This window comes from Leifsonella bigeumensis (assembly GCF_039537265.1).
GTDB lineage: Bacteria > Actinomycetota > Actinomycetes > Actinomycetales > Microbacteriaceae > Terrimesophilobacter > Terrimesophilobacter bigeumensis.
Window position 1 is genome coordinate 698,798 of the sequence record NZ_BAABAE010000003.1, and the last position, 24,193, is coordinate 722,990.

A 24,193-nucleotide genomic window follows, 5' to 3' on the forward strand; every position below is an offset into this window, starting at 1 on the left:
CCGCACAGCAGGGGCCGAAAGGAAGAGACAAACACATGAAGAAGCGAATACTGGCCGCACTGGCCATTGGCGCGGTCGCCACGTTGGGCCTTGGTGCCTGCGCAGCCGACACCGATCCCGGCACCGGCAACGAGGGCCAGGAGCAGACCACCGACAAGATGGACCTGACGATCGGTGTGTTCAACGGTTGGCCCGAGGGCGAGGCGGCTTCCTTTATCTGGAAGCTCATTCTTGAGGACAAGGGCTACAACGTCACCCTCGAGTACGCCGACGCAGGTCCCGTGTTCGCCGGGCTGAGCACCGGTGACTACGACGTCGCGTTCGACGGCTGGCTGCCGACGACACACGCCAAGTACATGGAGGACTACGGCGACAAGCTTGTCGACCTGGGCTCCTGGAACGAGGACGCTGTCCTCACGGTGGCCGTGAACGCGGATGCTCCGATCGACTCGCTCACTGAGCTGGCCGACCACGCCGACGAGTTCGACAATCGCATCGTGGGTATTGAGCCGGGCGCTGGTCTCACCGGGGCAGTGCAGGACAACGTCATCCCGACCTACGGTCTCGAGGACATGGAGTTCATCACCTCGTCGACGCCCGCGATGCTCGCTGAGCTCTCGGCAGCGCTGGACGCGGGAGAGAACATCGCTGTGACGCTGTGGCGTCCGCACTGGGCCTACAACGAGTTCGACATCAAGGACCTCAAGGACCCTGAGGGCACGCTTGGAGCCTCGGAGTCGATTCACTCGATCGCCCGTGTCGGCTTCGAGGACGACTACCCGCAGTTGACGGAGTGGATCAAGGACTTCACGCTCAGCTCCGACCTGCTGTACTCGCTGGAGAACGTGATGTACAACGTCGACCAGGCCCCGGACGACTATGCGCCGATCGTGGCGACCTGGATGGCTGACAACCAGGACTACATCGACGGTCTCACCGACTAGGACCGATCCCAGTGAATCGGGCGGTCCCTCGCGGGGCCGCCCGTTTCGTGTTCCCTGTCCCCGGACCGTTACCTCGCTGGTTGAGTAGCGCGGAGCGCGTATCGAAACCGAGGTCATTGGTGCTGTGGCTTCGATACGCCCGCTCCGCGGGCTACTCAACCGTCGAAGAACCCCGCCTCCTCGAGAAGTCCTTCCGGCTGAGCGCTGGCAGATCGTTGTACCGTCCCTCGATGAGCGCTTCCCGCTTGCGTCGCGACCAGCCCTGGATCCGCTTCTCCATTGTGAAGGCATCCGCAACCCGCTCGTACTCGTAGGCGAAAACGAGGATGACGGGGAGTCGTCGCTTCGTGTACTCTGCGCCGAGCCCCATCGAATGTTGTTGAATGCGCTGCTCAAGGTCGACGGTGCTGCCGACGTAGTAGCTATCGTCCGAGCAGCGAAGGATGTAGACGTGGGGCATGCGTCAAGGCTGCACGTTTGAGGGATATTGCGGGGAAGTTGTGCACAGCTTGGTTTCGATACGCGACCTTCGGTCGCTACTCAACCAGCGAGTAATGGCGACCCCGCCGGTTGACGCGGTGACCCCGCTGGTTGAGTAGCGCGGAGCGCGTATCGAAACCGAGGTCATTGGTGCTGTGGCTTCGATACGCCCGCTCCGCGGGCTACTCAACGAGGAGCAACGGTCAGAACAGGTTGTCGATGAGGTCGAGGCGCACCTGTGCGATGGCCGCCACGACGAGATAGCTCACGAGGGTCAGAAGCGGCACCCAGCCATAGGCGGTGGTGAAGAAGCGGCGCGCCCGCTCGCCGACCGGGATGTTCCCGACCGAGAGGTTGTAGAAGGTCACCGCCCAGAACAGCGGGATCGTGACGCTCCACACCACCATGCACCACGGGCAGAGCGTCCCCAGGTGGAAGATGCTCTGGTAGATGAGCCAGCACACGAACCCGAGTGCGCCGGCGATGCCGAGGTTGAACAGCATCCAGAACCAGCGCGCGAACCGCGCTCCCGCGAGCATGGCGGCCCCGACCGCGATGGGCGCGACGAAGCCGCCGAGGCCGAGCAGCGGGTTCGGGAAACCGAAGACGGAGCCCTGCCAGGACTCGAGGTTCTCGCCGCACTGCACGAGCACGCTGAAGTCGCAGCTCAGGTTCGTGTCGGGATTCACGAGCGTCTGTATCTTCGCGATCGTGAGCTCCCAGGAGGCCCAGAAGCCGATCGCTCCGGCGATGATGAGGAAGATGGGGAGGATGAAGGGCCGTGCTGCCGGCGAAGTCTGGCTCACTCTGGCGATTATTGCACGCGGCGAAATCGGGATTGGCGGCGAGGCGTGCGATAATGGCCTCAGCCCTCCGAGCCGCGCTCGGATCGGCCTGGCAAAGCTTCCCGGTCTGTGAACCGGGCACTTGCGAACCGTTCGGCGGTTTGCATCAGAAAGCGTGATAACGCAAAGGATTAGCGGCGGTTCGCCGGTGGCGAATGGCGGCATGAGAGTGATTCCCGCAGGGGTGGCGCGGCTTCCCGCGGCGGGCTAGGAGTGCACCAGCGATGGTGGAGACAAACGAAAACGACAAGAAGAGAACCCGGATCTTCGGCGGACGCCGTGCGAAGGCCGATGCGGCCCAATCGACTGCAGCCCAGTCGACAGCAGCTCCGCCGGATGCCGCCCCGGCCTCACCGGTGACGGAACCCGATACGACGGCGGCGAAGGCACCTGTGCGCAGGGCGCCGGCGAAGAAGGCCTCGCCTCCGAAGTCCGCGGCGACCGCAGCGGCGGAGAAGGCCGTCTCGACGGCCGTGGATGCCGCCGGATCCGAATCGAAACCCGGCGCGAAGGCCCGGAAGGCCCCGACTCGGAAGGACTCGACTCAGGAGGATGCCGCCACGAAGGCCCCTGCCCGGAAGGAGTCCGCTCCCAAGCGGAAGGCACCGGCAGCCCCGGCCTCAGCACTCGCCCCGCTCTTCCAGGCGCCCGACCTCCCCCCGATCGCGGAGCGCCAGGGCAACCGTTCCGGCTCCGACGGCGAGGAGTCGGGGACCGTGCGTCGACGCACGCGCCGCCGCTCCGGCGAAGAGGGCGATGCGGATGCCGGCCAGCCGAACACGGTCGTCAAGGTCCGGCAGCCCCGCCAGCAGCCGGCGCCGAGCAACGAGCCTCAGCGCGTCAAGGGTTCGACGAGGCTCGAGGCGAAGAAGCAGCGCCGGCGTGACGGACGCGACGCAGGCCGCCGCCGCCCGGTCATCACCGAGGCCGAGTTCCTCGCCCGCCGCGAGAGCGTCGACCGGGCGATGGTCGTGCGCTCGAAGCACGACCGCATCCAGATCGGCGTCCTCGAGGACGGCGTGCTCGTCGAGCACTACGTCGCGAAGGCGCAGGACGCCTCGCTCATCGGCAACGTCTATCTGGGCCGCGTGCAGAACGTGCTCCCCAGCATGGAGGCCGCGTTCGTGGACATCGGTCGCGGGCGCAATGCCGTGCTCTACTCGGGCGAGGTCGACTGGGATGCCGCCGCGGAGAATTCCGCGGAGGGCAAGCAACAGGCCCGCCGCATCGAGCTCGCGCTCAAGCCGGGCGACAAGGTGCTCGTGCAGGTCACGAAGGATCCGGTCGGCCACAAGGGCGCTCGCCTGACCAGCCAGGTCTCTCTCCCGGGGCGCTACCTCGTCTACGTGCCGAATGGCTCGATGAACGGGATCTCCCGCAAGCTGCCGGACACCGAGCGCGCCCGACTCAAGAAGATCCTCAAAGAGGTGCTCCCGGAGAACGTCGGCGTCATCGTGCGCACGGCCGCCGAGGGCGCGACGGATGAGCAGCTCACGCTCGATGTCAACCGTCTCACCTCGCAGTGGGCGGAGATCAGCAACGCAGTCGAGAAGGTGCAGGCGCCGGCGCTCCTCCACAGCGAGCCCGATCTGCTCGTGAAGATCGTTCGGGATGTCTTCAACGAGGACTTCCAGAAGCTCGTGGTCGACGGCGACGACGCCATGACGACGATCCAGGGCTACCTGAGCGCCGTCGCGCCCGACCTCGCCGACCGCGTCGCGAAGTACGAGGGAACGGTGGATTCCTTCGACGAGTTCCGCATCTCCGAGCAGATCGAGAAGGCCCTCGACCGCAAGGTGTGGCTGCCGTCGGGCGGTTCGCTCGTGATCGACCGCACCGAGGCGATGACGGTCGTGGACGTCAACACCGGCAAGTTCGTCGGCTCCGGTGGCAACCTCGAGGAGACGGTCACCAAGAACAACCTCGAGGCGGCGGAGGAGATCGTTCGCCAGCTGCGCCTGCGCGACATCGGCGGCATCATCGTCGTCGACTTCATCGACATGGTGCTCGAGTCGAACCGCGACCTCGTGCTGCGCCGACTCGTCGAGTGCCTGAGCCGTGACCGCACCAAGCACCAGGTGGCCGAGGTCACCTCCCTCGGCCTCGTGCAGATGACCCGTAAGAAGCTGGGCCTCGGCCTGCTCGAGTCGTTCAGCGAGCCGTGCGAGGTCTGTGCCGGTCGGGGCATCATCGTGCACCACGATCCGGTCACCAAGCACCGCCAGTCACCTCAGCCGGAGCCCAAGCGCGGCCGCGGCCGTGGTGGACAGCAGGCGAGCCAGAAGAACAGCGGTGGCAACGGCAACGGTGGTGGCACCCACGCCATCACCGAGGACGTCAAGAACGCGCTGGCCAAGATCGCGGCCAGCACGATCGCACCCGCCGTCGAGCTCGCCGATCAGGTTCCGTCCGCGGCAGAGGCGGATGCGCCTGCCACGGAGCCGGGGCCTCTCGAGGCGCCCGTTCCTCTTGGAGCGCCCGTGCCTCCCGCTGCACCGGAACCCCCTGCCGACCCTCCGGCTCCCGCCGCGCCGGAAGTCCCGGCCGAGCCGGCGTCTCCGTCTGACGAGGAGGAGACCGTCGCGATCCTGGACATCCCGGTCAAGAAGTCGTCGCGTCCCGCCCGCAGGATCAGCAGCAAGGATGCCGAGCAGCTGCTCGACTCCGTGCTCGACGCCCTCCCGGAGCCGGCCCAGCCGGGAACCGGTCGGGCGCGCACCTCGCGACGGGCATCATCCGCGGGCCTCACGGTCACGCCGAAGGAGTAGGCCGGTCCCGCCGTTCGCGCTGGCTGACGCGCAGCCCGCTCGCCTGCAGGCGCTCGACGAGTTCGCGGTTGCCGACCGGTTCGGCGCCGGCCGCGACGAGGTCGGCGTAGCGGTGCTCGGGGACGTCGTAGTGGTCGAGGTCGAAGGACCGCCGCGGCAGCCCGGCTGCCTCGGCGAAAGCGTGCAGCTCTTCGAGTGACGTGTCGCTCACGAGATGCGCCCAGAGCGTGTCGTGGGCCGGCCATCTAGGCTGGTCGATGAGCACCGTCATGAGTGAAAGTCTAGGAGCGTGATTCGGATGCGAGGCTTCGCCAGTCTGTTCGGCCGCAGGGGCGTCGTGGCGGCGGCCATCGCGGCACTCATCGTCGTGACGGTGGAGGTGGTCCTGCAGCTCGTCATCACCTCATTGGGCACGGGCATCCTGCTCATGCAGGGCAGCGGATCCGGCAACGTCCCGTATCTGTTCCCCGCGAGCCTCGTCAACCTCGTCCTGGGCGTATTGCCGTTCGCGATCGGCGTGTTTCTGAGCCTGTGGTTGCTGGCACCGGTCGCCGCGGAACTGCACATCGCGCACGTCATCACGCGCGCGCTCCTTGCGGTCGCCGCCGGTGCGCTCATCGTCTTCATCGTCCGGCTTCTCGGCTCGCTGTTCACGAACTTCGACGAGTCGGCCGGATACGTCTTCGGCTGGGCATCCGGCCTGTTCTCCACCGTGTCGTCGAACGCGGGTTGGGCTTTCGCCCAGTCCCTCTACAGCGCTCTCACCACCGCGATCAACCTCATCCCGTTGACCGTGCTGGCCTGCGTCCTGCTCTGGGTGTGGCTGCGCGATCACCCGGCGAAGCATCCGGTCGCGGGCCTCATCGACGAGGTTTGACCGACCTCCGCGAAATCCAGTAGTATTGACCTTCGGCGTGTGCTGGGCTGAGCCCGCTTTCTACGCCAACGTCTTCAATCAGGACAGTCTTTCAACAGTGAGGGTTCCACGTGGTTTACGCAGTTGTGCGCGCCGGCGGTCGGCAGGAGAAGGTCGAGGTCGGCTCGGTCGTCGTCCTGGACCGCATCAAGGCGGACAAGGACGGCAACATCGAGCTCGTGCCCGTGCTGTTCGTCGACGGTGACAAGATCACCCACGACGCCAAGTCGCTCGCGAAGATCACCGTGACCGCCGAGGTCGTCGGAGACCTGCGCGGACCGAAGATCAACATCCAGAACTACAAGAACAAGACCGGGTACAAGCGTCGCATGGGGCACCGCTCCGAGCTCACCCGCGTCAAGATCACCAGCATCAAGTAAGGGGCTGCACTCATGGCACACAAAAAGGGAGCAAGCTCCACCCGCAACGGCCGCGACTCCAACGCGCAGCGCCTCGGCGTCAAGCGCTTCGGCGGTCAGGTCGTGAGCGCCGGCGAGATCATCGTCCGCCAGCGCGGCACGCACTTCCACCCCGGCGTGAACGTCGGCCGCGGCGGAGACGACACGCTGTTCGCCCTCGAGGCGGGCGCCGTGGAGTTCGGTGCGAAGGGCGGCCGCAAGGTCGTCAACATCGTGGCGGCGAACTAGTCGTACTGTTCTGTCCGATCCCTTCGTGACGATCGCCGCGGCGATCTCCTCAGGGAGCGGGAGGAACGGTTCGGGACACGCGGGCGGGCTTCGGCCCGCTTGCTGCCGTTAAGGGCGAAGGAGAGGAGGGCACCATGGCGACATTCGTCGACGAGGTGACCCTCCACCTGCGCGCCGGAAACGGCGGCGACGGCTGCGTCTCGGTGCGACGCGAGAAGTTCAAGCCGCTCGCCGGCCCGGATGGCGGCAACGGCGGCGACGCGGGCGACATCGTGCTCGTGAGCGACCCGCAGGTCACGACCCTCCTCGGCTACCACCGTGCACCGCACCGCAAGTCGGACAACGGGGGTCCGGGGATGGGCGACAACCGCAGCGGGTTCGGCACCCCCGATCTCGTGCTCCCGGTCCCCGTGGGCACGGTCGTGAAGGATGCGGACGGCTCCGAACTCGCGGACCTCTCCGAGCCGGGCATGCGCTTCGTCGCGGCGGCCGGCGGCCAGGGCGGGCTCGGCAACGCGGCGCTCGCGAGCACCAGGCGCAAGGCTCCCGGCTTCGCGCTCCTCGGCACCCCCGGCTGGGAGGGCGACATCGTCCTCGAGCTCAAGGTCGTCGCGGATGTCGCCCTCGTCGGCTTCCCGTCCGCGGGCAAGTCGAGCCTCGTCGCCGCCATGTCCGCGGCGAAGCCGAAGATCGCCGACTACCCGTTCACGACGCTGCACCCCAACCTCGGCGTCGTGCAGGCGGGCGAGACGAGGTACACGATCGCGGATGTCCCGGGTCTCATCGAAGGCGCGAGCGAGGGCAAGGGCCTCGGCCTCGAGTTCCTCCGCCACGTGGAGCGGTGCTCCGCCTTGCTGCACGTGCTGGACTGCGCGACCCTCGAGCCGGGCCGCGATCCGCTGAGCGACCTCGACACGATCCTGACCGAGCTCGCCGCCTACCCCGTTCCGGACGGTCAACTTCCGCTCCTGGAGCGCCCGCAGCTCGTCGCGCTCAACAAGATCGACGTGCCGGAGGGGCGCGACCTCGCCGAGCTCGTACGCCCCGACCTCGAGGCGCGTGGATACCGGGTGTTCGAGATCTCGACGGTGAGCCGGGAGGGACTGAAACCGCTCTCCTTCGCACTCGCAGAACTCGTGGAGGCGAGCCGTGCGGCGGCGGAACCCGCGAAGCCGCGCATCGTCATCCGCCCGAAGGCCGTCGACGACGGGGGTTTCCGCATCCGGGTCGAGGGCGGCTCGGGGGGCAATGTCTACCACGTGATCGGCGCGAAGCCGGAGCGCTGGGTCGCCCAGACCGATTTCACCAACGACGAGGCGATCGGCTTCCTCGCCGACCGGCTCGCGAAACTCGGCGTCGAGGACGAGTTGTTCAAGGTGGGGGCGGTCGCCGGGTCTACAGTGGTGATTGGCGCTGGCCACGGTGTCGTCTTCGACTGGGAGCCGACACTCACGTCGACAGCCGAGCTGATCACGAGTCCGCGCGGCGCAGATGCCCGCCTGGACGCGTCGGAGCGTCCCACCAGGAGCAAACGTCGCGACGACTACTTCGCCCGCATGGACGCGAAGGCCGCCGCGCGTGCGGAACTCATCCGCGAGCGCGAGGCCGGCCTCTGGACCGACGACGAGGGCTTCGCCATCGACCGAGACAAGGACACCGAAACCGAGCATGACTGACCCGATCACCTCACGCGCCCAGGTGCCTTCGGCCCGCCGCGTTGTCGTGAAGGTCGGCTCATCCTCAGTGAGCGGTGTGAACGCCGGGCAGATCGCCACGCTCGTGGACGCGCTCGCTGCGGCGCACGCCCGCGGCACAGAGGTCATCCTGGTCTCCTCCGGTGCGATCGCGACCGGCATGCCCTACCTGCGGCTCGACGATCGCCCGAGCGACCTCGCGACGCAGCAGGCCGCCGCCGCGGTCGGGCAGAACGTGCTCATCTACCGCTATCAGGAGAGCCTGGACCGCTACGGCATCGTCGCCGGGCAGGTGCTGCTGACGGCGGGCGACCTCGAGAACCCCACCCATCGCAGCAACGCCCAACGTGCCATGGAACGGCTTCTCGCCCTGCGCATCCTGCCGATCGTGAACGAGAACGATACGGTCGCGACGCATGAGATCCGATTCGGCGACAACGACCGGCTGGCTGCGCTCGTGTCGCAGCTCATCGCCGCCGACCTCCTCCTCCTGCTCTCGGATGTCGACGCGCTCTACACGCGGCCGCCGCAGGATGCCGGGGCGGTGAAGATCGAGAACGTTGCGTTCGAGGACCAGCTGGGGCAGATCGAGTTCGGCGGTATCGGCTCGACCGGCGTCGGCACCGGGGGAGCACGCACCAAGGTGTCCGCCGCGAAGCTCGCCGCGGCATCCGGAACACCCGTGCTGCTGACCTCGACCGACCGGGTCGCCGATGCCCTCGCCGGAGAGCACCTGGGCACCTGGTTCGCCGCTGGTACGATTTCGGCATGAGCGGGACCCTTGTGGCAGCGTCTGTCTCCGACGCCCTCCTCGCCGCGCGCGAGGCATCACGCGCGCTTGCAGCGGCGACGACGCAGCTCCGGAACGAGGCGCTCGAGGCCGTCGCCGCAGCGATCGAGGCCGGGGCGTCCGGGATCATCGAGGCCAATGGTCTCGACCTCGCCAACGGGAGGGAGAACGGGCTCACGAACGGCCTGCTCGACCGGTTGCGTCTCGACGACGTCCGCATTCGGGGTCTTGCGACGGCCGTGCGCGAGATCGCGGTGCTGCCCGACCCGGTCGGCGAGGTCGTGCGCGGGTCCACCCTGCCCAACGGGCTGCGGATCAGCGAGGTGCGCGTACCGTTCGGCGTCGTCGGCGTCATCTACGAGGCGCGTCCCAATGTGACGGTCGACCTTGCGGCGCTCGCCATCAAGAGCGGCAACACGGTTGTGCTGCGCGGGGGGAGTGCTGCGCTGGGTTCGAACCGCGCACTCGTCGGGCTCATCCGGTCGGCGCTCGAGTCGGTGGGGTTGCCCGCCGACGCGGTGCAGTCGATCGACGCGTTCGGGCGCGAGGGCGCGAAAGAGCTCATGCGCGCGAGAGGGCTTGTGGACGTGCTCATTCCGCGCGGCAGCGCCCAGCTCATCGCCGCAGTGGTCGAGGAGTCGAAGGTGCCGGTGATCGAGACCGGCGCCGGAGTCGTCCACCTGTTCCTCGACGAGTCGGCCGGGCTCGAGACGGCGATCGAGCTCGTGCGGAACTCGAAGGTGCAGCGGCCGAGCGTCTGCAACGCGCTCGAGACCCTGCTCGTGCACCGGGCCGCAGCCGACCGTCTGCTGCCGGGGGTGCTCTCGGCCCTGCGGAACGAGGGTGTGACGCTCCATGCGGACGACGAGGCGCGTGCGCTGGTCCCGGATGCCGTGCCGGCCACCGAGGAGGACTGGGCGGCCGAATACCTCTCGCTCGACCTGGCCGTGAGAGTCGTCGGAAGCCTCGACGAGGCGCTCGAGCACATCCGCACCTACTCGACCCATCACACCGAGTCGATCGTGACGAACGACGCCGCGAACGCGGAGCGGTTCCTCGCCGAGGTCGACTCGGCAGCCGTGATGGTCAACGCGTCGACGAGATTCACCGACGGCGGCGAGTTCGGCTTCGGCGCCGAGGTGGGGATCTCGACCCAGAAGCTGCACGCCCGGGGTCCGATGGGACTTCGTGAGCTCACGAGCACGAAATGGATCGTGCGCGGCTCCGGTCAGGTGCGCGGCTGAATTCCAGCCTGGAGCACCGCCGAACACGATAGATTGGTCGGGGCGTCCGGCGCGAGTTGCGCGGACGCCGGTGGAACGGAGAAGAAATGCTTTTGCTCGCTGTCGCTGCTGCCGAAGAGCACGCCGCCCCCCTCATCATGCCGAACTGGGCGTTCGCCCTCACGGCGTTCATCATCTTCGCCGTGCTCGGGTTCGTGGCCTGGAGCTTCCGCGACGTCGCCAACCGTCACAGCAACCGCGTCCACACCGGTGCGGGCCACGCGGGCACGAGTCATGCGGGTGCAGACCAGCACGCGGGCCACTAGGTCTCACCTCCATGGCCGCCCCCACGCAGAAGCGTGTTCGCATCGGCGTGATGGGTGGCACATTCGATCCCATCCACAACGGCCACCTCGTCGCAGCGAGCGAGGTTCGCCAGCACTTCGACCTCGATGAGGTCGTCTTCGTTCCGACCGGTCAGCCGTATCAGAAGCGCGACGTGTCGGAGGCCGAGCACCGCTATCTCATGACCGTGATCGCCACGGCATCCAACCCCGACTTCACGGTCAGCCGCGTCGACATCGATCGCCACGGCCCGACGTATACGATCGACACCCTCCGCGAGCTTCGCGCCGCCCGTCCGGATGCCGAGCTCTTCTTCATCTCGGGGGCGGATGCGGTGGCCCAGATCCTGGATTGGAAGGATGCGCAGGAGCTTTTCTCGCTCGCGCACTTCGTAGCTGTGAGCCGCCCGGGACATCCGCTGACCGTTTCCGGATTGCCGGAGGAGCACGTAAGCTTGCTAGAAGTGCCTGCGCTGGCCATCTCCTCAACGGATTGCCGCAGCCGGGTCAGCCGGGGTTTCCCGGTATGGTATCTGGTTCCCGATGGGGTCGTGCAATACATCTCCAAGTACCATCTGTATCGGAGTTCTACGTGACAACCTGGCAAGATCAGCAGCCGATGAGTCGGCGCGCTCTTCGTGAGAGCGAGCGCGCTCACGCCCAGGCGGTGCTGTCCGACACTGGTGAGATCGAATCCCAGCAAACCCCTGCTGACCAGCAAATCTGGTCCCAGTCGCCCAGTGCGGAGCCTCTCGATTACACGACCCAGGCGCGCCAGCCGGCTCCGGCTTCAGACCAACCGATGCGTCGTCCGAGGTCTTCCGCCTCCGCGTACGGCGCCACGGAAGCGCCCGGATATCGCGTGCGCGATTTCAGTCCAGAGGGCAGAGGCAACTCGTTCTCCGCGACGCAGCCGACGGCATCGGCGCCGTGGACTCCGCCGGCGGCCGGCAGCGAGGATCTCAGCTACCACACCTCCGCGGAGCCCGATCGGGTCGGACCGACGGCCTTCGGAGGGCCGATCGCCGTACCCCCAGTGGTGGTCACGTCTGAAGAGGCTGCACCGACCCCTTCGATGCTTCGGACCGCTCAGCCCGGCGCCCCGGAGGAGCACACTCTGACCCGGCGCGAGTTGCGCGAGCTGCGCAATGCCGCAATGCCTCCGGTCGTGGAGCGTCAGCCGGCTGTCGCGCCCGAGGAGTCGGCTGCGCCAGAGGCCGGAGTCGCCCCGATTGCCGCAGCACCGACGGCCAAGGCCCCACAGCCCGCGCAGAGCGCGGAACTGGCCGCGGCGATGGCCGAGTTCGATGCGCTCTTCCTCGCGAAGGCGCCGCCGCCGCCAGTCGTCGCACCTGTGCCGGTCGTCGCACCTGTCCCGCTCGTCGAGCCCACGTTGCTGATCGAGCCGGCGCCGCTCGTCGAGCCGACCCCATCCGTCGGGCCGACCCCGCTCGCGGAGGCGCCCGCGGCCCCGCAGCCGGCGATCCCGAGCCCTTCAGTTCCAGCATCCGAGGTTCTGCCCCCGATGCCGCCCGCTCCGGTCGGCCAGGAGCCGGTGGTTCCCGCGGAGCCGCTTCGCGAGATCATCACCGCGCCCGAGGTCTATGCGGCCCCGGTCGGCCATTGGTCGAACCAGACGGGCATCGATGAGGAGTATGCGGGAGTCGTCGGCACGCACAGTCGAAATCTCGCCGCGAGCGATGCGATCACGACGAGTGCGCTCGTGCTCCCGACGTTCCCGCAGACCGGACCGCTCACTGCACCGGTGAGCAGTACGGGCGAGATCCTCATGACGGGCTCGATCGACCTCCCGCGCAGCCTCGGCGTGAACGGGTTCAATCCGGCACGCTACGACCGTTCCGACATCGACGCCGTCATCGACGCCGCCGATCGTGAGGACTCGGCCCCCGACTCGGCGCCGGTGCGTGCCATCCGTGCTGTCAGCACCCACACCTCGTCGCAGGGCATCGTCAACGTCAAGCGGCCGAAGGGCAACAACCTTCCGATGATCCTCTCGATCACGGCGGGGGTCATGGCCATCGGCGTCATCGTCCTGTTCGTCGCCGGGATGATCTTCAAGATCTTCTGATTCGTGCCCAACATCCTTCTCGTGGCCGGCCGATCGTGACGGCGTCCGATCGCGCGCGCGAACTGCTCATGATCGCGGCCGCCGCCGCCGACTCGAAGCAGGCCGAGGATCTCGTGGCACTCGATGTCTCGGTGCCGCTCCCGTTCGCGGATGTCTTCCTCCTCGCGAGCGGTCGCAACGAACGGCAGGTGGTCGCGATCGCCGGCGAGGTCGAAGAGAAGCTCATCGAGTTCGGAGCGAAGCCGCTGCGGCGCGAGGGCAGGACCGAAGGCCGGTGGGTGCTGCTCGATTTCGGCGATCTCGTCGTGCACGTCTTCCATGAGGAGGACCGGATGTACTACTCGCTCGAGCGGCTCTGGAAGGACTGCCCGGTACTTCCGCTGGGGCTGTGACCGTGCTGCCGAGGTGGGACGCCCTCCCCGGCGATGCCGAGCGTTGCGTGGCGGCGATCGACGCGTGGACTGCCGCGCTTTTCGACACCGGGGTGGTCGCGGCATTCCAGAATGCCCCTCTCCGCGGCCCCGCGCCCGGGCGTACTCTCGACGCTCTCGACGCCTTCGCGGCCGCGAATTGGGACTTCAGGGGCGGGCGTGAGCGCAACCTCGCCCGCGTACCCGATTTCACTGCGGCGCAGCTCGCCGCGATCGATGCCTCGACGGCGGCGCTCGGCCTCGACGGAACGCCACCGCCGAGCCGCCGCCACTACGATGCCGTCGTCATGACCGGCGGGATGGTGCGCGCCGGGATCGTCAAGCCGCGATATCTGCGAGAGCTCGCCGACGCGGGCCTCGACTGGAATGAGGGGGTCTTTCTTGGCGGGTTCCGCCCCTTTGCCGGCGACGAGGTGGAGCTTGCGCCGCGGCTCGGCGTCGACGGCGACAACGAGGTGGATGCGATGGCTGCCGGGATGCGCCAGGCGTTCGGGCTGGCTGGCGCGCCGGCATCCGAGCGGTCGGAGGACGGCAAGGGCGCCGAAGCCTGGCGGGACCTCTCCTGGGTCGCCGATGGCCGCACCCTGCGGGTGGTCGCAGCCCCATCATCCGAGCCCGCCGTGCGCCGCGCGAACACGGCGGACACCTATCGGTTCTGGGCCGGCCGCGCGCTCGATGCGCGCTCGGTGCTCGTCATCACGACGCCCGTGTACGTGCCGTATCAGGGGGCTGCCGCGATCGAGATCCTGGGGCTCGAGTTCGGGTTCTCCGTCGAGACGGTCGCGGTGAGCCGCACGGCGAGCGACCTCGGCACCGACACCCAGCAGTTCCTCCCGCATCACCGGCTGCAGGAATTGCGTTCGGCGGTGCAGGGGATGCGCAACCTGCGATCTCGGCTTACCGGCGGGTGCCGCTGAGGCTACCGCACGCCTCCGGAGCATGCCACAATGGCCGTGACCGCACCACGATCTCCATGAGATGGGGCATCACCATGAAGAGCCGCGTCCACGCCGCCCGTGCCGGTGCGATCAAGAGCAGAGCCCTTCCCACCGTCGCCTTTCTCGCTCTGCTGGCGATTCCACTCAGCGGATGCGCCCCCGAACCGGTCGTCCCATCGACGAGCCCCAGCCCCGGTGTGAGCTCCTCGCCGAGTCCGACCCCGAGCGAAACGCCGGATGCGGCATCCCTCGTCATACCCGACACCTGCGACGGTCTCGTGTCGCTCGATGTCGTACAGGCCCAGTTCTCCTCCGGTTTCGACCCGCTCCCCAGCAGCCTGACCGACAGCGATCCGGTGGCACACGATTTTGCGGCGCGCGGCGGGCTCATGTGCGTGTGGGGGATCCCGAACTCCGATGCGGGGTTCCTCTCCGTCTACGTCGCCGCGCGGGGGCCCGCGACGGATGCACTCCAGGTGACGCAATGGCAGGCTGCCGGTTTCTCGGAGTGCCCGCCGTTCCTGGACGAGTGCTACTACGAGCACACGGTCGACGAGATCGGCGAGTTCTGGACCGTCCACATCCTCGTCGAGGGCTTCGAGCTGCGGGTCCAGGCGACCGCGACATCGCTCGACCCCATGCTCAACATCGCGCGGGCGGCGTCGACCAGCATGGGCTATGTCTGATCGATGCGCCGGAGCGGTTCCGTGCGACCTCGGCAGGTGTAGTAATCTAAGGAAGTTGTTTGCGAGCGATCGCGAACCACGGGGCTGTGGCGCAGTTGGTAGCGCACCTGCATGGCATGCAGGGGGTCAGGGGTTCGAATCCCCTCAGCTCCACAGATTTTCTTACTCCGCTCCGGGACATGTCGGCGTGCCGCTGTAACCTGCCGCAATGACGATCGACCGGAAACTGCTCGACTGGATGCTCGACTCCGACCCCGCGCTGCGCTGGCAGGTCGAGCGCGACCTCGTCGGCGCCCCACCCGAGGTGTGGGAGGCGACCAGGTCGCGCGTTGCGACCGAGGGCTTCGGGGCAAGGCTGCTGGCGCTGCAGGATGCCGACGGCCAGTGGGCGGGCGGCGCCTACTTCCCGGGTGGCTTCGACTTCGCCGGGCCCGAAGCCGCCGACGACGCCGGCCAGCCGTGGACGGCCACGACCTGGCCGCTCAACATGCTTCGCGAGTGGGGGCTCGACGCCTCCGCGCTCGCCGGCACCGCTGAGAAGCTCAAGGCCAACAGTCGCTGGGAGTATGACAACCTCCCACACTGGGACGGCGAGGTCGACTGCTGCATCAACGGCTACACGCTCGCCAACGGCGCATGGCTCGGCGCGGATGTCTCGGGGCTCGCCCGGTGGTTCGTCGACCACCAGCAGCCGGAGGGCGGCTGGAACTGCGAGTGGGTGAACGGCTCGACCCGGTCTTCCTTCCACTCCACGCTCAACTCGCTCAAAGGCATCCTCTACCACGAGGCGGCCACCGGCGGTAGCGACGAGCTGCGCGCCGCCCGCCGCGCCGGCGAGGAGTACCTCCTCCAGCGTCGGCTCATGCGCACGCTCACGACGGTAGAGTTCCCGGGCCACTGGGTCGGCCGCTTCGTGTACCCGTTCCGCTGGTTCTACAGCGTGCTCAACGCGACCGACTACTTCCGCGCGGCCGCCCTCCACGACGGCGTTGCACCCGACCCGCGGATCGCCGACGCGATCGATGCCGTGCGCGCCGCACGCCGAGCCGATGGCACCTGGGAGCAGGAGCGGCGGCATCCGGGACGCGTGTGGTTCGAGGTCGACGTCCCGCCCGGCGAGCCGTCGCCCTGGCTGACCTTCTACGGCACGCGGGTGCTCGAGTGGTGGGACGGCGTCACGGCCCCGTAGCGCCGCACCACTAGAGTTGGCCGCGATGAACGCCGCGATTCTCCTCCCCGATGGCGTGACACTGGGTGTCGCGACCCTCAGCGACGCCATCCGCCTCGTCGATCTCGCCGGCGTGCTCGCCAACGCGATCCTCGGCGGCATAGCCGCCCGCGCGGCCCGGCTCGACCTCGTCGGCTTCGTGATTCTCGCGATCCTCTCCGGGCTCGGCGGGGGCATGATCCGCGACACCCTGCTGCAGCAGGGTCCGCCCGTCGCCCTCACCGACCCCTACTACCTCGGGGTCGCCATCGTCGGTGCGATCATCGCCTTCTTCATCAGGTTCAAGGGCCGGTTCCCCCGCCTCGCGCTTCTACTGCTCGACGTGCTCGCGGTCGGATGCTGGGCCGCAGTCGGCGCGCAGAAGGCACTCGCCGCCGACCTCGGCTGGTTACCCGCGATCCTGCTCGGCATGCTCACTGCAATCGGCGGTGGGATGGTGCGCGACGTCTTCCTCATGAGGGTTCCCACGGTTTTCGGCGGTAACACCCTCTATGCGACGAGTGCTTTCGTGGCGAGTGTCGAGATGGTGGTCCTGACCGAGCTCGGCCAGCCGGAGATCGGAACCGTCGTCGCCATCCTGAGCGCGGCCGCCCTCTCCCTGCTCGCCAAGCGCTTCGGCTGGATTCTCCCCTCCGAGATGCGAATCCGCCCGCCGAAGGCACTCAGGGGCTGGCGCGCCGGATGGTGGAGCGGGCGGGGCGGGGCATCCGATCCCCGGCCGACCGAACCACCGGAGTGACCCGGTTCTTGTGTCCGGTTCGGGCGCGCGGTACATTCCCACTCGGTAGCCGATTCCGTTGGAGGGGGCCAGCATGTCGCCGGACGGAGCCGCAAGCGAGGTAGGCGCAGAGCTTCCGGTCTCGATCGTGAAGACCAGCGGGGTCGTCAAGCGATTCTTCGTCGCGATCGGCCTCGTCATCCTGGCGGCACTGTGGCTCGCGCTCGGGCTTCTCATGTTCGCGCTCGTCGTCGTCATCGGGGCTCTGGTGGGCATCGGATTCCTCCTCTGGTGGGCCTGGGCGGTGCTCGTCAACGCCTACTTCGGCCTCCGGCACCGGAAGTACCCGGTCTCCTTCCGCTTTCCCCGGAGCCCGGCCTGGGCGAGACTCGTTCTCAACGACGCCGTGAACTCCTCCGTCGGAACGACTCTCGCCGCGGCAGCCCGCGGCAGCATCCTCTTCCTCGGACCGCTCATCTTCACCCTGCGGCTGTTCCTCGGCTGGCGGAGCTGGCGGCTGCGGCGCTCCCGGACCTCGGTCGTCGACCTCCCGCTGCGCGGGTCGACGCTGTTCCGCGCGACACTGCGTGCGCTCATCGACGTCGGGAGCCACTGGCACTTCTTCGCCGACGGCTACGAGGAGACGACGAGTCGCTACGACGGATGGCTCGCATCGTCCTTCGCCGAGATCGGTGCGTTCCTCGCATGGTGGCCTCAGACCGCGCGTGCGGTGGAGGACTATACGGTCGAAGGCGAAGCACCGTTCCCGGTCACCCCGGATGCCGCGACCGACACCCGGATGAGGCTCCAGCCCTCACCGGACCCCCGCGGGTTCCCTGGACTGGCCTCGGCGGTCATCCGTCGCAGAAGGATCACGAGCCTGCGCGACCTCTACCAGAGTGCCCGCGAAATCGACGACATGTGCGATCCGAACCTCGACGACTCGCCGGACTGCGCAGTCGTCAGGGTCGTGCACACCACGAATCGCGCCTGGGGGGACCTCTGGATGGTGCAGGTCTCCAGCACCCAGAGCTGGCACCCCCGCGCGGGCAAGGCGCCGAACGACCTGACCGCCGACCTCCTCGCGGTCTCCGGCAGGGAGTCCAGCCTGCTGAGAGGGACCCTCGCCGCGATCGCCGAGGCGAAGATCCCGGCGGATGCCCCTGTGCTCATGAGCGGATTCAGCCTCGGTGGCCTGGTCGCCGCCCAGATCGCGACGGGGAGGTATCCCATCCCGGGCGTCTTCTCCACCCTCAGGATCGAACACCTCATCACGGCGGGCTCTCCCATCGCGCGCTTCCCGGTCGCCGAAGGGATCCGGGTTCTCTCCCTCGAGCACCGAATCGATCCGGTTCACCGCCTTGACGGCCGACCGAGGGCCACCGATACGGAATCGGTCGTTCCCTGGGTCACGGTCAGCGCCGGACCACCGCTCCCTCCCGATTACACGCTCGGTCATACCCACCAGGCACCGAGCTATGCCGAGACGGGCCAGACCTTCGCGGTGGAGCTCACGGATCCCATCGCACAGGACTACTGGAACGGCAATCGGGAGGTCATGGGCGCGTGCGAATACTTCAGCGGCCGGCAGGTTCTCACCGACTTCGCCATCGTGCGGAAGGGGGTCTCGGTCCCCAGGCCCGCCGTGCCGGTCTATGTCCAGCGTGCCGAGGAGGGGCAGACCCGCGGCCGTCTCCGTGCCTTTCTCCGCCGACTTCACGGGGTCATCGCGGCAGACGTCTATCTCTCTCGCAGCGGCTTCCCCACGACGAGGTCGTGGAGCGTGGACCTGCTCGTCGTCGACCTCGATGAAGCCCTGTCGCCAGCGCGGCGCCGCTTCACCTACGTGGGACTCCTGGCGGTCGCGAAGAGCGGCGGCGCGATCGCCATCAGCATCCGGATCATGGCGCGGGACCAGCAGAACGGCTACGTCGCGGCATCCCTGCAACGAACGGTCGACGGCGCACTGCGGGAGGACATCGACGTGGAGGGCGACCTGCGGGTGGAGCCCCTCGAGCCTCTCGGCGCCCTGGTCGAGACCCCCGTTGTGCAGGTGGTCGGAGCCCGGACGACCTTCGTCTACGCGGGCGACCCATTCGCGGGGTCCGGCCGCGACGCCTCGGCGTTGTAGCAGCCATCACCGTTGCCCCTCTACCCCTACGATGGGCGGATGGAGTCTCCGCCGCCCGAGCGCCCCCATGCCGATCCGGCGGAACGGCGCGTGCGGCCGGCATCCCTGATCGCGGCCGGATCGATCGCCGCCGTGGTGCTCGTGACGGGGGCGACGATCGCGGTCGCCGACCGTCAGACGACCGAAGTGCTCGGTGGTGCTGCGGCGAAATACCTGCCGGCAGACGGCTATCTCGAATGGGTTCTCGACGATCTCGGAACGCTCCGGATGTCCGAGTCGGCTCGCACGATCGGCTTCAGCAACATCCTGCAACTGCCGGTGTCCGCCGGGGCATCGGTCGTCGGCGACCTGGGCGATGACGTCCGCATCGCGCAGTTGTGGCGCGAGTCCGCCACGGGATTCTCCGGTGGGGAACTCACCCAGACCACCGAACTGCACCGGCTCTCGGAAGAGGGGCTCACGCTTCTCGCAGGCCACGGCGGCTCCGTGGGATTCGCGTATTCGCCCGCACTCCTCGAACTTCCGGCGGATGTCGCGCCCGGCTCGACCTGGAGAAGCGAGGGCGACGCGCTGCCGGGCGGGATCATGACCTACACCGCCGACCACCGGGCATCCGAACCGACGAACGCCGAGCTCATCGCCGCCTCCGGGCTCGACGACGCCGAGCTCGCCGCCTGCCTGCAGACCGAGGGCGCCAGCGTGTACCGCGATTCGAGTGGAGCCACCCTGCTCGAGATCACCGAGATGGATTTGTGGTGCGAGGGGCGTGGCCGCGTGGCCATCGTCGGCACCGTGAACGGCAGCCCGGTCGCGCAGGGGCCGCCGTCGTCGACGCCGACCGCGGCCGCGACGGATGCCGTTGCCGCGCCGCCGGGTTGGGGTGCGATCGACGACTGGCGGCCGGTGGAGGTCGAGATCCGCTACCCCGACGCGTTCTTCGGAGAGCAGCATCTCCTGGTGTCTCTCGCCAATGCACCGAGACGCACGGCCTCGGGGCTCATCGTCGCCGCCGACCAGAACGCCGACGACCTCGTGGCGCTGCGGCTCGACTCAGGACTGCTCCAGCGCCGGTGGTTCGCGCACCCGGGCGGTGAGATCATCGCCCTCGCGACCGCGGGCGACGTCACGGTCGTCACGACGAGCCTGCGCCAGGTCATCGCCTACTCGGATGCGGGGCAACGCCTGTGGACCATGGACACCCGTGAGCTCGTCTTCGCCCCGCCCGCGGATGCCGGCAACGGCAGCGTGATCGTCGTCGGCCTCGACGGGATCGTCTCCAGGGTCGACCTGCCGACCGGCGACATCGTCTGGCAGCGGAAGCTCGCCGCCGACGTGAGCCTTCCCGCGACGGTCGCGGGCGACAGCGTCGTGGTCATCGACCGGGCGGGGGCGATCACCACGTTCGCACTGGACTCCGGTGAGACGGTCTGGTCGGAGGACACCGGCGAGACGGCGAGTTCGGTGGCCACGTCCGACGGCGCGATCGTCGTGGCCAGGGAGGACGGCATCTTCGGCGGCTACGACGCCGCATCCGGAGACCACCTGTGGGAGTTGCGCTACGGCGGATTCCTGCGCGCCTCGGCCGACCTCGGTGACGCACTCGTGCTTGTGACGAACGAGGCGACCACCGCGGTCGAGGCGAGGTCGGGCATCGTGCGGTGGACGCTGGCCGGCGCGCAGGATGTCGTGACCGACGGCGAGCGCATCGTGCTCTTCGAGGACTCGCGCGCGCGCCTGGTCGACGCGACCGGCGGGAGCGAAGGCGAGTGGAGCATCCCGTCGCTCGCCCTCTCCATCTACCGGTACGCGCTCCCGGGCGTCGACGGGTTCTGGGTGTTCCGCAGCAACCAACCGGCCGTCATGGTGGGGCAGCCGTGAGCGCCGACGCGACTCCGGTCGGCGTGTCGGCGACCCCGGTGGCCCGGCGCCGGTCGGCGTTCGTGCGCGGGCCCCTGCTCGCGTGGTCGATGTTCGTCGAGCTCTTCGACCACGTGCTCGCCGACTCCTACCGCGAGGGCCGCCTGCGGGCGAAGGCCTGGCCGCTCGGGCTTCGGGCGATTGTCGTACTCGCCATCTGCGGTTACGCGCTCGCCGTGCTCGGCATCGTGTTCTCGGGGCTGCTGCGGGAGTCCCTCGAACTCTCGGTGACGGTCGGTTCGGAGACGCTGTCGTTCCCGCGTCCGGTGCTCTGGATGCTGCTGCTCCTCGTCGTACTCTCCATGGCGCTCCTGCAGACCGCAGCGCTTCACGTCTCGGCGTGGCTGTCGACGGCCATCACCATCCTCGTGGTGCTGATCCTGCAATTCGCGAGTGCGCCGGACAGCTTTGACCTGTTCTCGCCGGGACGGATTGCGACGCTCGTGGCCGGCATCGGGCTCATCGTGTTCACGATCGTGCGCCGTCGGTACCGCTTCGCGTGGTGGGAGTTCGTGGTCATCCTTCCGACCATCGGTATCGCCTTCGCCGTCGCATCCGGTCGCGCCCTGGCCACGAGCGCGCCATCCGGTGTCGACTTCGGGCCCGCCATGCTCTCGCTCACGATGACGACTCTGGGGCAGCTCGCAGTACCCGCTGCGATCGCCGCAGGCGCCGCGGTCGCGGAGCTTTCCGCTTCGACAGCGTTGTGGGCGGTCGGCGTCGTGCGGCGCAGGCTCCCCGCAGTCGCCCTCGTCATCGGGCTCGTGATCGTGATCCTCTGGCGCGTCTGGGCACTTGTCGTCGCGTTCACCGACCCCGACGGGGTGAGCCCGTTGCAGCTGGCGACCTCACTGTTGCTCATCGCGGCGATCGCGGCACTCTGGTACGCGCTGTCCTTGCTGCGCGGGCGACGCCGCCTCGTACCGAGCGCGTCGCGTCTCGTCGATCGAATGGGGTCGGTTGCGACGCCCATTGCCGCGGCGCTCGCCATCACCCTCGCACCCCTCGTCATCACCCTTCTCGTGGTGCAGGTCCTGTTCGCCTACGGTGTACCCCTCGACCTGCTCGCGTGGCCGCAGGCCGCTGTTGCCCTCCTCACGACGTCCACGGCGATCGGCATCGTGCGCCTCGTGGTGGGCCTCACCACGATCGTGCTCGCCGTCATCCTCGCGCGCCGCGGCATCCGCACCATCCCCGAGCTGATCGGCGGCATCGGCGTCGTCACGGTGACCGTCGCCGTCGCCCCGCTCGCCGGGCTCGGCAGCTGGCTGTGGACGAGCGGCGGTCTCACCGCGGTCGCGACCGTCGGATGTTTCGCGCTGCTGGCCTGGTTCGGCATCCGTCGGCAACTCACCATGCGAAGGGTGACCGGGCTGGCCGTCGCGCTGCTGCTCGCCGCGTTCTTCGACCAGCGCGACTTCGTCTCCGACCCCCTCGGCGCCGTACTCGGCTTCACCGGGGTCGCCTTCGTGCTCTTCGGCTTCGTGTGGTCCTTCCTGACCGGCGGTGGAGGTGCGAATGAGACTTCGCGGAAATACCCTCGCCCCGCGCGCCTGCTCCTGTTCCTCGCGAACAGTGTCTTCGGCGTGACGGTGCTCGCCTTCACCGCGCTCGCGCGCAACCCGGACGCCTCCATCAACCTTGGCGCATTCGCCGAGATCGGCGACCAGCTGTTCGGGACCGGCCTGCTCGTCTGCGCCCTGCTCTCGGTACTCGCCGCGGTCGTCGCCGACCGGATGCCGCCCATCGAGGGCAAGACCGCAGGCCGGTCGGACGACTAGCTCGCGTCCAGCTCGTCCAGGTCCGGCGCGATCCGGTCCTCGAAGAAGAACCTCGAGATCCGGGCCCGCAGCCGGGTGGTCAAGCGGATGCGGCCGTCGGCATCCGGGTGCAGCTCGAGCGGCCGGTCGCCGGGTGGTGCGATCAGCCGCCAGCGTTCGTAGGCATCCGCGGGCTTGTGGATCTCGACGTACTCTCCGCCGGGGAAGCGGACGATACGCCCGCTCTCGTGCCCGTGCAGAAGGATCTCCCGATCCTTCCGCTGGAGGGCGAAGCAGATCCGGCGGGCGAGCAGGAACGCGATGACGGGGCCGACGATCACGATGACCTGGTACGCCGTCACCACGTTCTCGACGCTCAGGTGCAGATGGGTGGCGGCGAGGTCCGCACTGGCGGCCCCCCAGAGCGCGCCGAAGAAGACGATGCCGGCCACGCCGATACCGGTCCGGGTCGGGGTGTTGCGCGGCCGATCCAGGAGGTGGTGTTCCCTCCGGTCGCCGGTGATCCACTGCTCGAAGAACGGATAGAGCAGCACGGCCAGCAGGTAGAGGCCGACGAGGGCCAGCGGGACGATGACGGCGAAGGTCCAGGTGTGGCTTAGCCAGACGACTTCCCAGCCGGGCGGAATCAGCCGCAGCGCGCCGTCGAGGAAACCGGTGTACCAGTCGGGCTGGCTCCCGGCGGAGGCGTCGGCGGGGGAGGACGGCCCGTAGAGCCAGATCGGGCTGATGGTCGTGGTGGCCGCCACGAGCACGAGCAGCCCGGCGACGATGAGGAACAGCCCGCCGGCGCGAACGGCGGCGTTCGGGAGGATCGGAACGCCGACCACGTTGTCCTCGGTGCGTCCCGCTTCGGCGAACTGGGCCGGTTTGTGCACCCAGGCGGACCGGATGCGTGCGGCCACGAGGACGACGAGCAGTACGGGGACGACGACGATGTGAAGGGGGTAGAGGTGGGCGATGATGTCACCCGGGAACGGCCCTCCGAAGAGCAGGGCAGAAGTCCAGGTGCCGACGATCGGGATGCCCAGCACGATGCCCTCGACGATGCGGAGGCCCGTGCCGGAGAGCATGTCGTCGGGCAGCGCATACCCGCTCCAGCCGCCGACGAGCGCGGTGATGAGGATGAGGAAGAGAAGCACCCAGCTCCCCAGCCGCGGCTTGCGGAAGGCACCGGTGAAGAAGGTGACGAGCAACTGCAGGATGAGGGCGGTCGGGAGCAGGAGCGCCGCCCAGTGGTGCGCCTGCCGCATGAGCAGTCCGCCGCGCAGGTCGAACGAGATCGTCATCGTGGAGTGCATGGCGGTCGACATCTCCACCCCATCCAGCGGAGCGTAGCTCCCGCGGTAGGTGACCGTGGTGCTCGACGGCGAGTAGAAGAACATCAGGAAGAACCCGGTGACGAAGATGACGAGGATGCAGGCCAACGCGACGACGCCGAACATGTTCGACCAGTGGACCGGAGCCCTCCTGGCCCGGAGCTCGGCGGCAAGTGCCGCGACCGTTCTCCCCATCGCCGTACGGGTCGTGAACCAGTCGATTGCCGAAGTCCTCTGCATGATGCTCTCCCGTCTCCCTATAGCCGAGACCGAACAGACCCCCTCGATGTGACAGCGATCCTGCACG

At 68.3% G+C, this 24,193-nt stretch carries 23 protein-coding genes and 1 tRNA gene; 20 read left to right on the forward strand and 4 right to left on the reverse strand.

Features of this window, described 5'->3' with window-relative positions:
* Positions 1–35: 35 nt before the first annotated feature.
* On the forward strand, positions 36–944 hold the full coding sequence (locus tag ABD678_RS08460; RefSeq protein WP_344755652.1) for a glycine betaine ABC transporter substrate-binding protein: 909 nt from the start codon (positions 36–38) through the stop codon (positions 942–944).
* 151 nt (positions 945–1,095) lie between these two features.
* Here ABD678_RS08460 and ABD678_RS08465 read toward each other — a convergent pair whose 3' ends face one another.
* Both ABD678_RS08465 and ABD678_RS08470 read right to left on the reverse strand, forming a co-directional pair.
* The gene (locus tag ABD678_RS08465; protein ID WP_344755653.1) at positions 1,096–1,404 is read right to left on the reverse strand and encodes a GIY-YIG nuclease family protein; all 309 of its coding nucleotides are present in this window, start codon (positions 1,402–1,404) and stop codon (positions 1,096–1,098) included.
* 223 nt (positions 1,405–1,627) lie between these two features.
* Positions 1,628–2,230 carry a vitamin K epoxide reductase family protein gene (locus ABD678_RS08470; protein WP_344755654.1) on the reverse strand — a complete coding sequence of 201 codons (603 nt, stop codon included), beginning with the start codon at positions 2,228–2,230 and terminating at the stop codon, positions 1,628–1,630.
* Between the two features lie 263 nt (positions 2,231–2,493).
* On the opposite strand from ABD678_RS08470, the gene ABD678_RS08475 reads away from it, so the two are divergent.
* Entirely contained in the window at positions 2,494–5,037 is a 2,544-nt protein-coding gene (locus ABD678_RS08475; protein ID WP_344755655.1) for an Rne/Rng family ribonuclease, read from the forward strand.
* On the opposite strand, the gene ABD678_RS08480 is transcribed toward ABD678_RS08475, so the two are convergent.
* The gene (locus ABD678_RS08480) at positions 5,021–5,308 is read right to left on the reverse strand and encodes a DUF4031 domain-containing protein (RefSeq protein WP_344755656.1); all 288 of its coding nucleotides are present in this window, start codon (positions 5,306–5,308) and stop codon (positions 5,021–5,023) included. The genes ABD678_RS08475 and ABD678_RS08480 overlap by 17 nt on opposite strands.
* 18 nt (positions 5,309–5,326) lie before the next feature.
* Here ABD678_RS08480 and ABD678_RS08485 point away from each other — a divergent pair, with 18 nt between their 5' ends.
* The 18 genes from ABD678_RS08485 to ABD678_RS08570 all read left to right on the forward strand — a co-directional run bounded on the left by ABD678_RS08485 (position 5,327) and on the right by ABD678_RS08570 (position 22,570).
* Positions 5,327–5,914 (forward strand): hypothetical protein, encoded by a 588-nt coding sequence (locus ABD678_RS08485; RefSeq protein WP_344755657.1) that lies wholly within the window; start codon positions 5,327–5,329, stop codon positions 5,912–5,914.
* Between the two features lie 110 nt (positions 5,915–6,024).
* Entirely contained in the window at positions 6,025–6,333 is a 309-nt protein-coding gene (gene rplU / locus ABD678_RS08490) for a 50S ribosomal protein L21 (protein ID WP_344755658.1), read from the forward strand.
* A 12-nt stretch (positions 6,334–6,345) separates the two neighbouring features.
* A complete protein-coding gene (gene rpmA, locus ABD678_RS08495; protein WP_344755659.1) occupies positions 6,346–6,600 on the forward strand; it encodes a 50S ribosomal protein L27 in 255 nt (84 codons plus the stop codon).
* A 134-nt stretch (positions 6,601–6,734) separates the two neighbouring features.
* Complete coding sequence (gene obgE / locus ABD678_RS08500) at positions 6,735–8,276, forward strand: GTPase ObgE (protein ID WP_344755660.1); 1,542 nt, start codon at positions 6,735–6,737, stop codon at positions 8,274–8,276.
* Positions 8,269–9,066 carry a glutamate 5-kinase gene (gene proB, locus ABD678_RS08505; protein WP_344755662.1) on the forward strand — a complete coding sequence of 266 codons (798 nt, stop codon included), beginning with the start codon at positions 8,269–8,271 and terminating at the stop codon, positions 9,064–9,066. Before obgE ends, proB begins: the two co-directional genes overlap by 8 nt.
* Positions 9,063–10,328, forward strand: a complete 1,266-nt coding sequence (locus ABD678_RS08510) for a glutamate-5-semialdehyde dehydrogenase (RefSeq protein WP_344755664.1) — start codon at positions 9,063–9,065, stop codon at positions 10,326–10,328. The genes proB and ABD678_RS08510 overlap by 4 nt, the downstream gene beginning before the upstream one ends.
* Positions 10,329–10,414: 86 nt before the next feature.
* Positions 10,415–10,633, forward strand: coding sequence for a hypothetical protein (locus ABD678_RS08515; RefSeq protein WP_344755666.1), 219 nt, complete (start codon positions 10,415–10,417; stop codon positions 10,631–10,633).
* An 11-nt stretch (positions 10,634–10,644) separates the two neighbouring features.
* Positions 10,645–11,247 (forward strand): nicotinate-nucleotide adenylyltransferase, encoded by a 603-nt coding sequence (gene nadD / locus ABD678_RS08520; RefSeq protein WP_344755668.1) that lies wholly within the window; start codon positions 10,645–10,647, stop codon positions 11,245–11,247.
* 266 nt (positions 11,248–11,513) lie between these two features.
* Positions 11,514–12,740, forward strand: a complete 1,227-nt coding sequence (locus ABD678_RS08525) for a hypothetical protein (RefSeq protein ID WP_344755670.1) — start codon at positions 11,514–11,516, stop codon at positions 12,738–12,740.
* 35 nt (positions 12,741–12,775) lie between these two features.
* On the forward strand, positions 12,776–13,132 hold the full coding sequence (rsfS, locus tag ABD678_RS08530; protein WP_344755672.1) for a ribosome silencing factor: 357 nt from the start codon (positions 12,776–12,778) through the stop codon (positions 13,130–13,132).
* Positions 13,129–14,088, forward strand: a complete 960-nt coding sequence (locus ABD678_RS08535; RefSeq protein WP_344755674.1) for a hypothetical protein — start codon at positions 13,129–13,131, stop codon at positions 14,086–14,088. Before rsfS ends, ABD678_RS08535 begins: the two co-directional genes overlap by 4 nt.
* A gap of 74 nt (positions 14,089–14,162) precedes the next feature.
* Positions 14,163–14,795 carry a hypothetical protein gene (locus ABD678_RS08540; protein WP_344755676.1) on the forward strand — a complete coding sequence of 211 codons (633 nt, stop codon included), beginning with the start codon at positions 14,163–14,165 and terminating at the stop codon, positions 14,793–14,795.
* Between the two features lie 80 nt (positions 14,796–14,875).
* Positions 14,876–14,948, forward strand: a tRNA-Ala gene (locus tag ABD678_RS08545).
* Positions 14,949–15,003: 55 nt separating this feature from the next.
* Positions 15,004–15,984 (forward strand): squalene cyclase, encoded by a 981-nt coding sequence (locus ABD678_RS08550; RefSeq protein ID WP_344755678.1) that lies wholly within the window; start codon positions 15,004–15,006, stop codon positions 15,982–15,984.
* 25 nt (positions 15,985–16,009) lie between these two features.
* Positions 16,010–16,762, forward strand: coding sequence for a trimeric intracellular cation channel family protein (locus tag ABD678_RS08555; protein ID WP_344755680.1), 753 nt, complete (start codon positions 16,010–16,012; stop codon positions 16,760–16,762).
* 73 nt (positions 16,763–16,835) lie between these two features.
* On the forward strand, positions 16,836–18,872 hold the full coding sequence (locus ABD678_RS08560; RefSeq protein WP_344755682.1) for a hypothetical protein: 2,037 nt from the start codon (positions 16,836–16,838) through the stop codon (positions 18,870–18,872).
* 39 nt (positions 18,873–18,911) lie between these two features.
* Positions 18,912–20,750, forward strand: a complete 1,839-nt coding sequence (locus ABD678_RS08565; RefSeq protein ID WP_344755684.1) for an outer membrane protein assembly factor BamB family protein — start codon at positions 18,912–18,914, stop codon at positions 20,748–20,750.
* Positions 20,747–22,570 (forward strand): hypothetical protein, encoded by a 1,824-nt coding sequence (locus ABD678_RS08570; protein WP_344755686.1) that lies wholly within the window; start codon positions 20,747–20,749, stop codon positions 22,568–22,570. The genes ABD678_RS08565 and ABD678_RS08570 overlap by 4 nt, the downstream gene beginning before the upstream one ends.
* On the opposite strand, the gene qcrB is transcribed toward ABD678_RS08570, so the two are convergent.
* A complete protein-coding gene (qcrB, locus tag ABD678_RS08575) occupies positions 22,567–24,126 on the reverse strand; it encodes a cytochrome bc1 complex cytochrome b subunit (protein WP_344755688.1) in 1,560 nt (519 codons plus the stop codon). The genes ABD678_RS08570 and qcrB overlap by 4 nt on opposite strands.
* Positions 24,127–24,193 lie beyond the last annotated feature (67 nt).

Coding starts and splice junctions, on each gene's coding strand:
- ABD678_RS08560 (WP_344755682.1), top strand. CDS start 16,836: ATGTCGCCGGACGGAGCCGCAAGCGAGGTAGGCGCAGAGCTTCCGGTC.
- ABD678_RS08480 (WP_344755656.1), bottom strand. CDS start 5,308: ATGACGGTGCTCATCGACCAGCCTAGATGGCCGGCCCACGACACGCTC.
- ABD678_RS08460 (WP_344755652.1), top strand. CDS start 36: ATGAAGAAGCGAATACTGGCCGCACTGGCCATTGGCGCGGTCGCCACG.
- ABD678_RS08550 (WP_344755678.1), top strand. CDS start 15,004: ATGACGATCGACCGGAAACTGCTCGACTGGATGCTCGACTCCGACCCC.
- ABD678_RS08510 (WP_344755664.1), top strand. CDS start 9,063: ATGAGCGGGACCCTTGTGGCAGCGTCTGTCTCCGACGCCCTCCTCGCC.
- ABD678_RS08515 (WP_344755666.1), top strand. CDS start 10,415: ATGCTTTTGCTCGCTGTCGCTGCTGCCGAAGAGCACGCCGCCCCCCTC.
- qcrB (WP_344755688.1), bottom strand. CDS start 24,126: ATGCAGAGGACTTCGGCAATCGACTGGTTCACGACCCGTACGGCGATG.
- nadD (WP_344755668.1), top strand. CDS start 10,645: ATGGCCGCCCCCACGCAGAAGCGTGTTCGCATCGGCGTGATGGGTGGC.
- ABD678_RS08475 (WP_344755655.1), top strand. CDS start 2,494: ATGGTGGAGACAAACGAAAACGACAAGAAGAGAACCCGGATCTTCGGC.
- ABD678_RS08565 (WP_344755684.1), top strand. CDS start 18,912: ATGGAGTCTCCGCCGCCCGAGCGCCCCCATGCCGATCCGGCGGAACGG.
- rpmA (WP_344755659.1), top strand. CDS start 6,346: ATGGCACACAAAAAGGGAGCAAGCTCCACCCGCAACGGCCGCGACTCC.
- obgE (WP_344755660.1), top strand. CDS start 6,735: ATGGCGACATTCGTCGACGAGGTGACCCTCCACCTGCGCGCCGGAAAC.
- ABD678_RS08540 (WP_344755676.1), top strand. CDS start 14,163: ATGAAGAGCCGCGTCCACGCCGCCCGTGCCGGTGCGATCAAGAGCAGA.
- proB (WP_344755662.1), top strand. CDS start 8,269: ATGACTGACCCGATCACCTCACGCGCCCAGGTGCCTTCGGCCCGCCGC.
- ABD678_RS08555 (WP_344755680.1), top strand. CDS start 16,010: ATGAACGCCGCGATTCTCCTCCCCGATGGCGTGACACTGGGTGTCGCG.
- ABD678_RS08465 (WP_344755653.1), bottom strand. CDS start 1,404: ATGCCCCACGTCTACATCCTTCGCTGCTCGGACGATAGCTACTACGTC.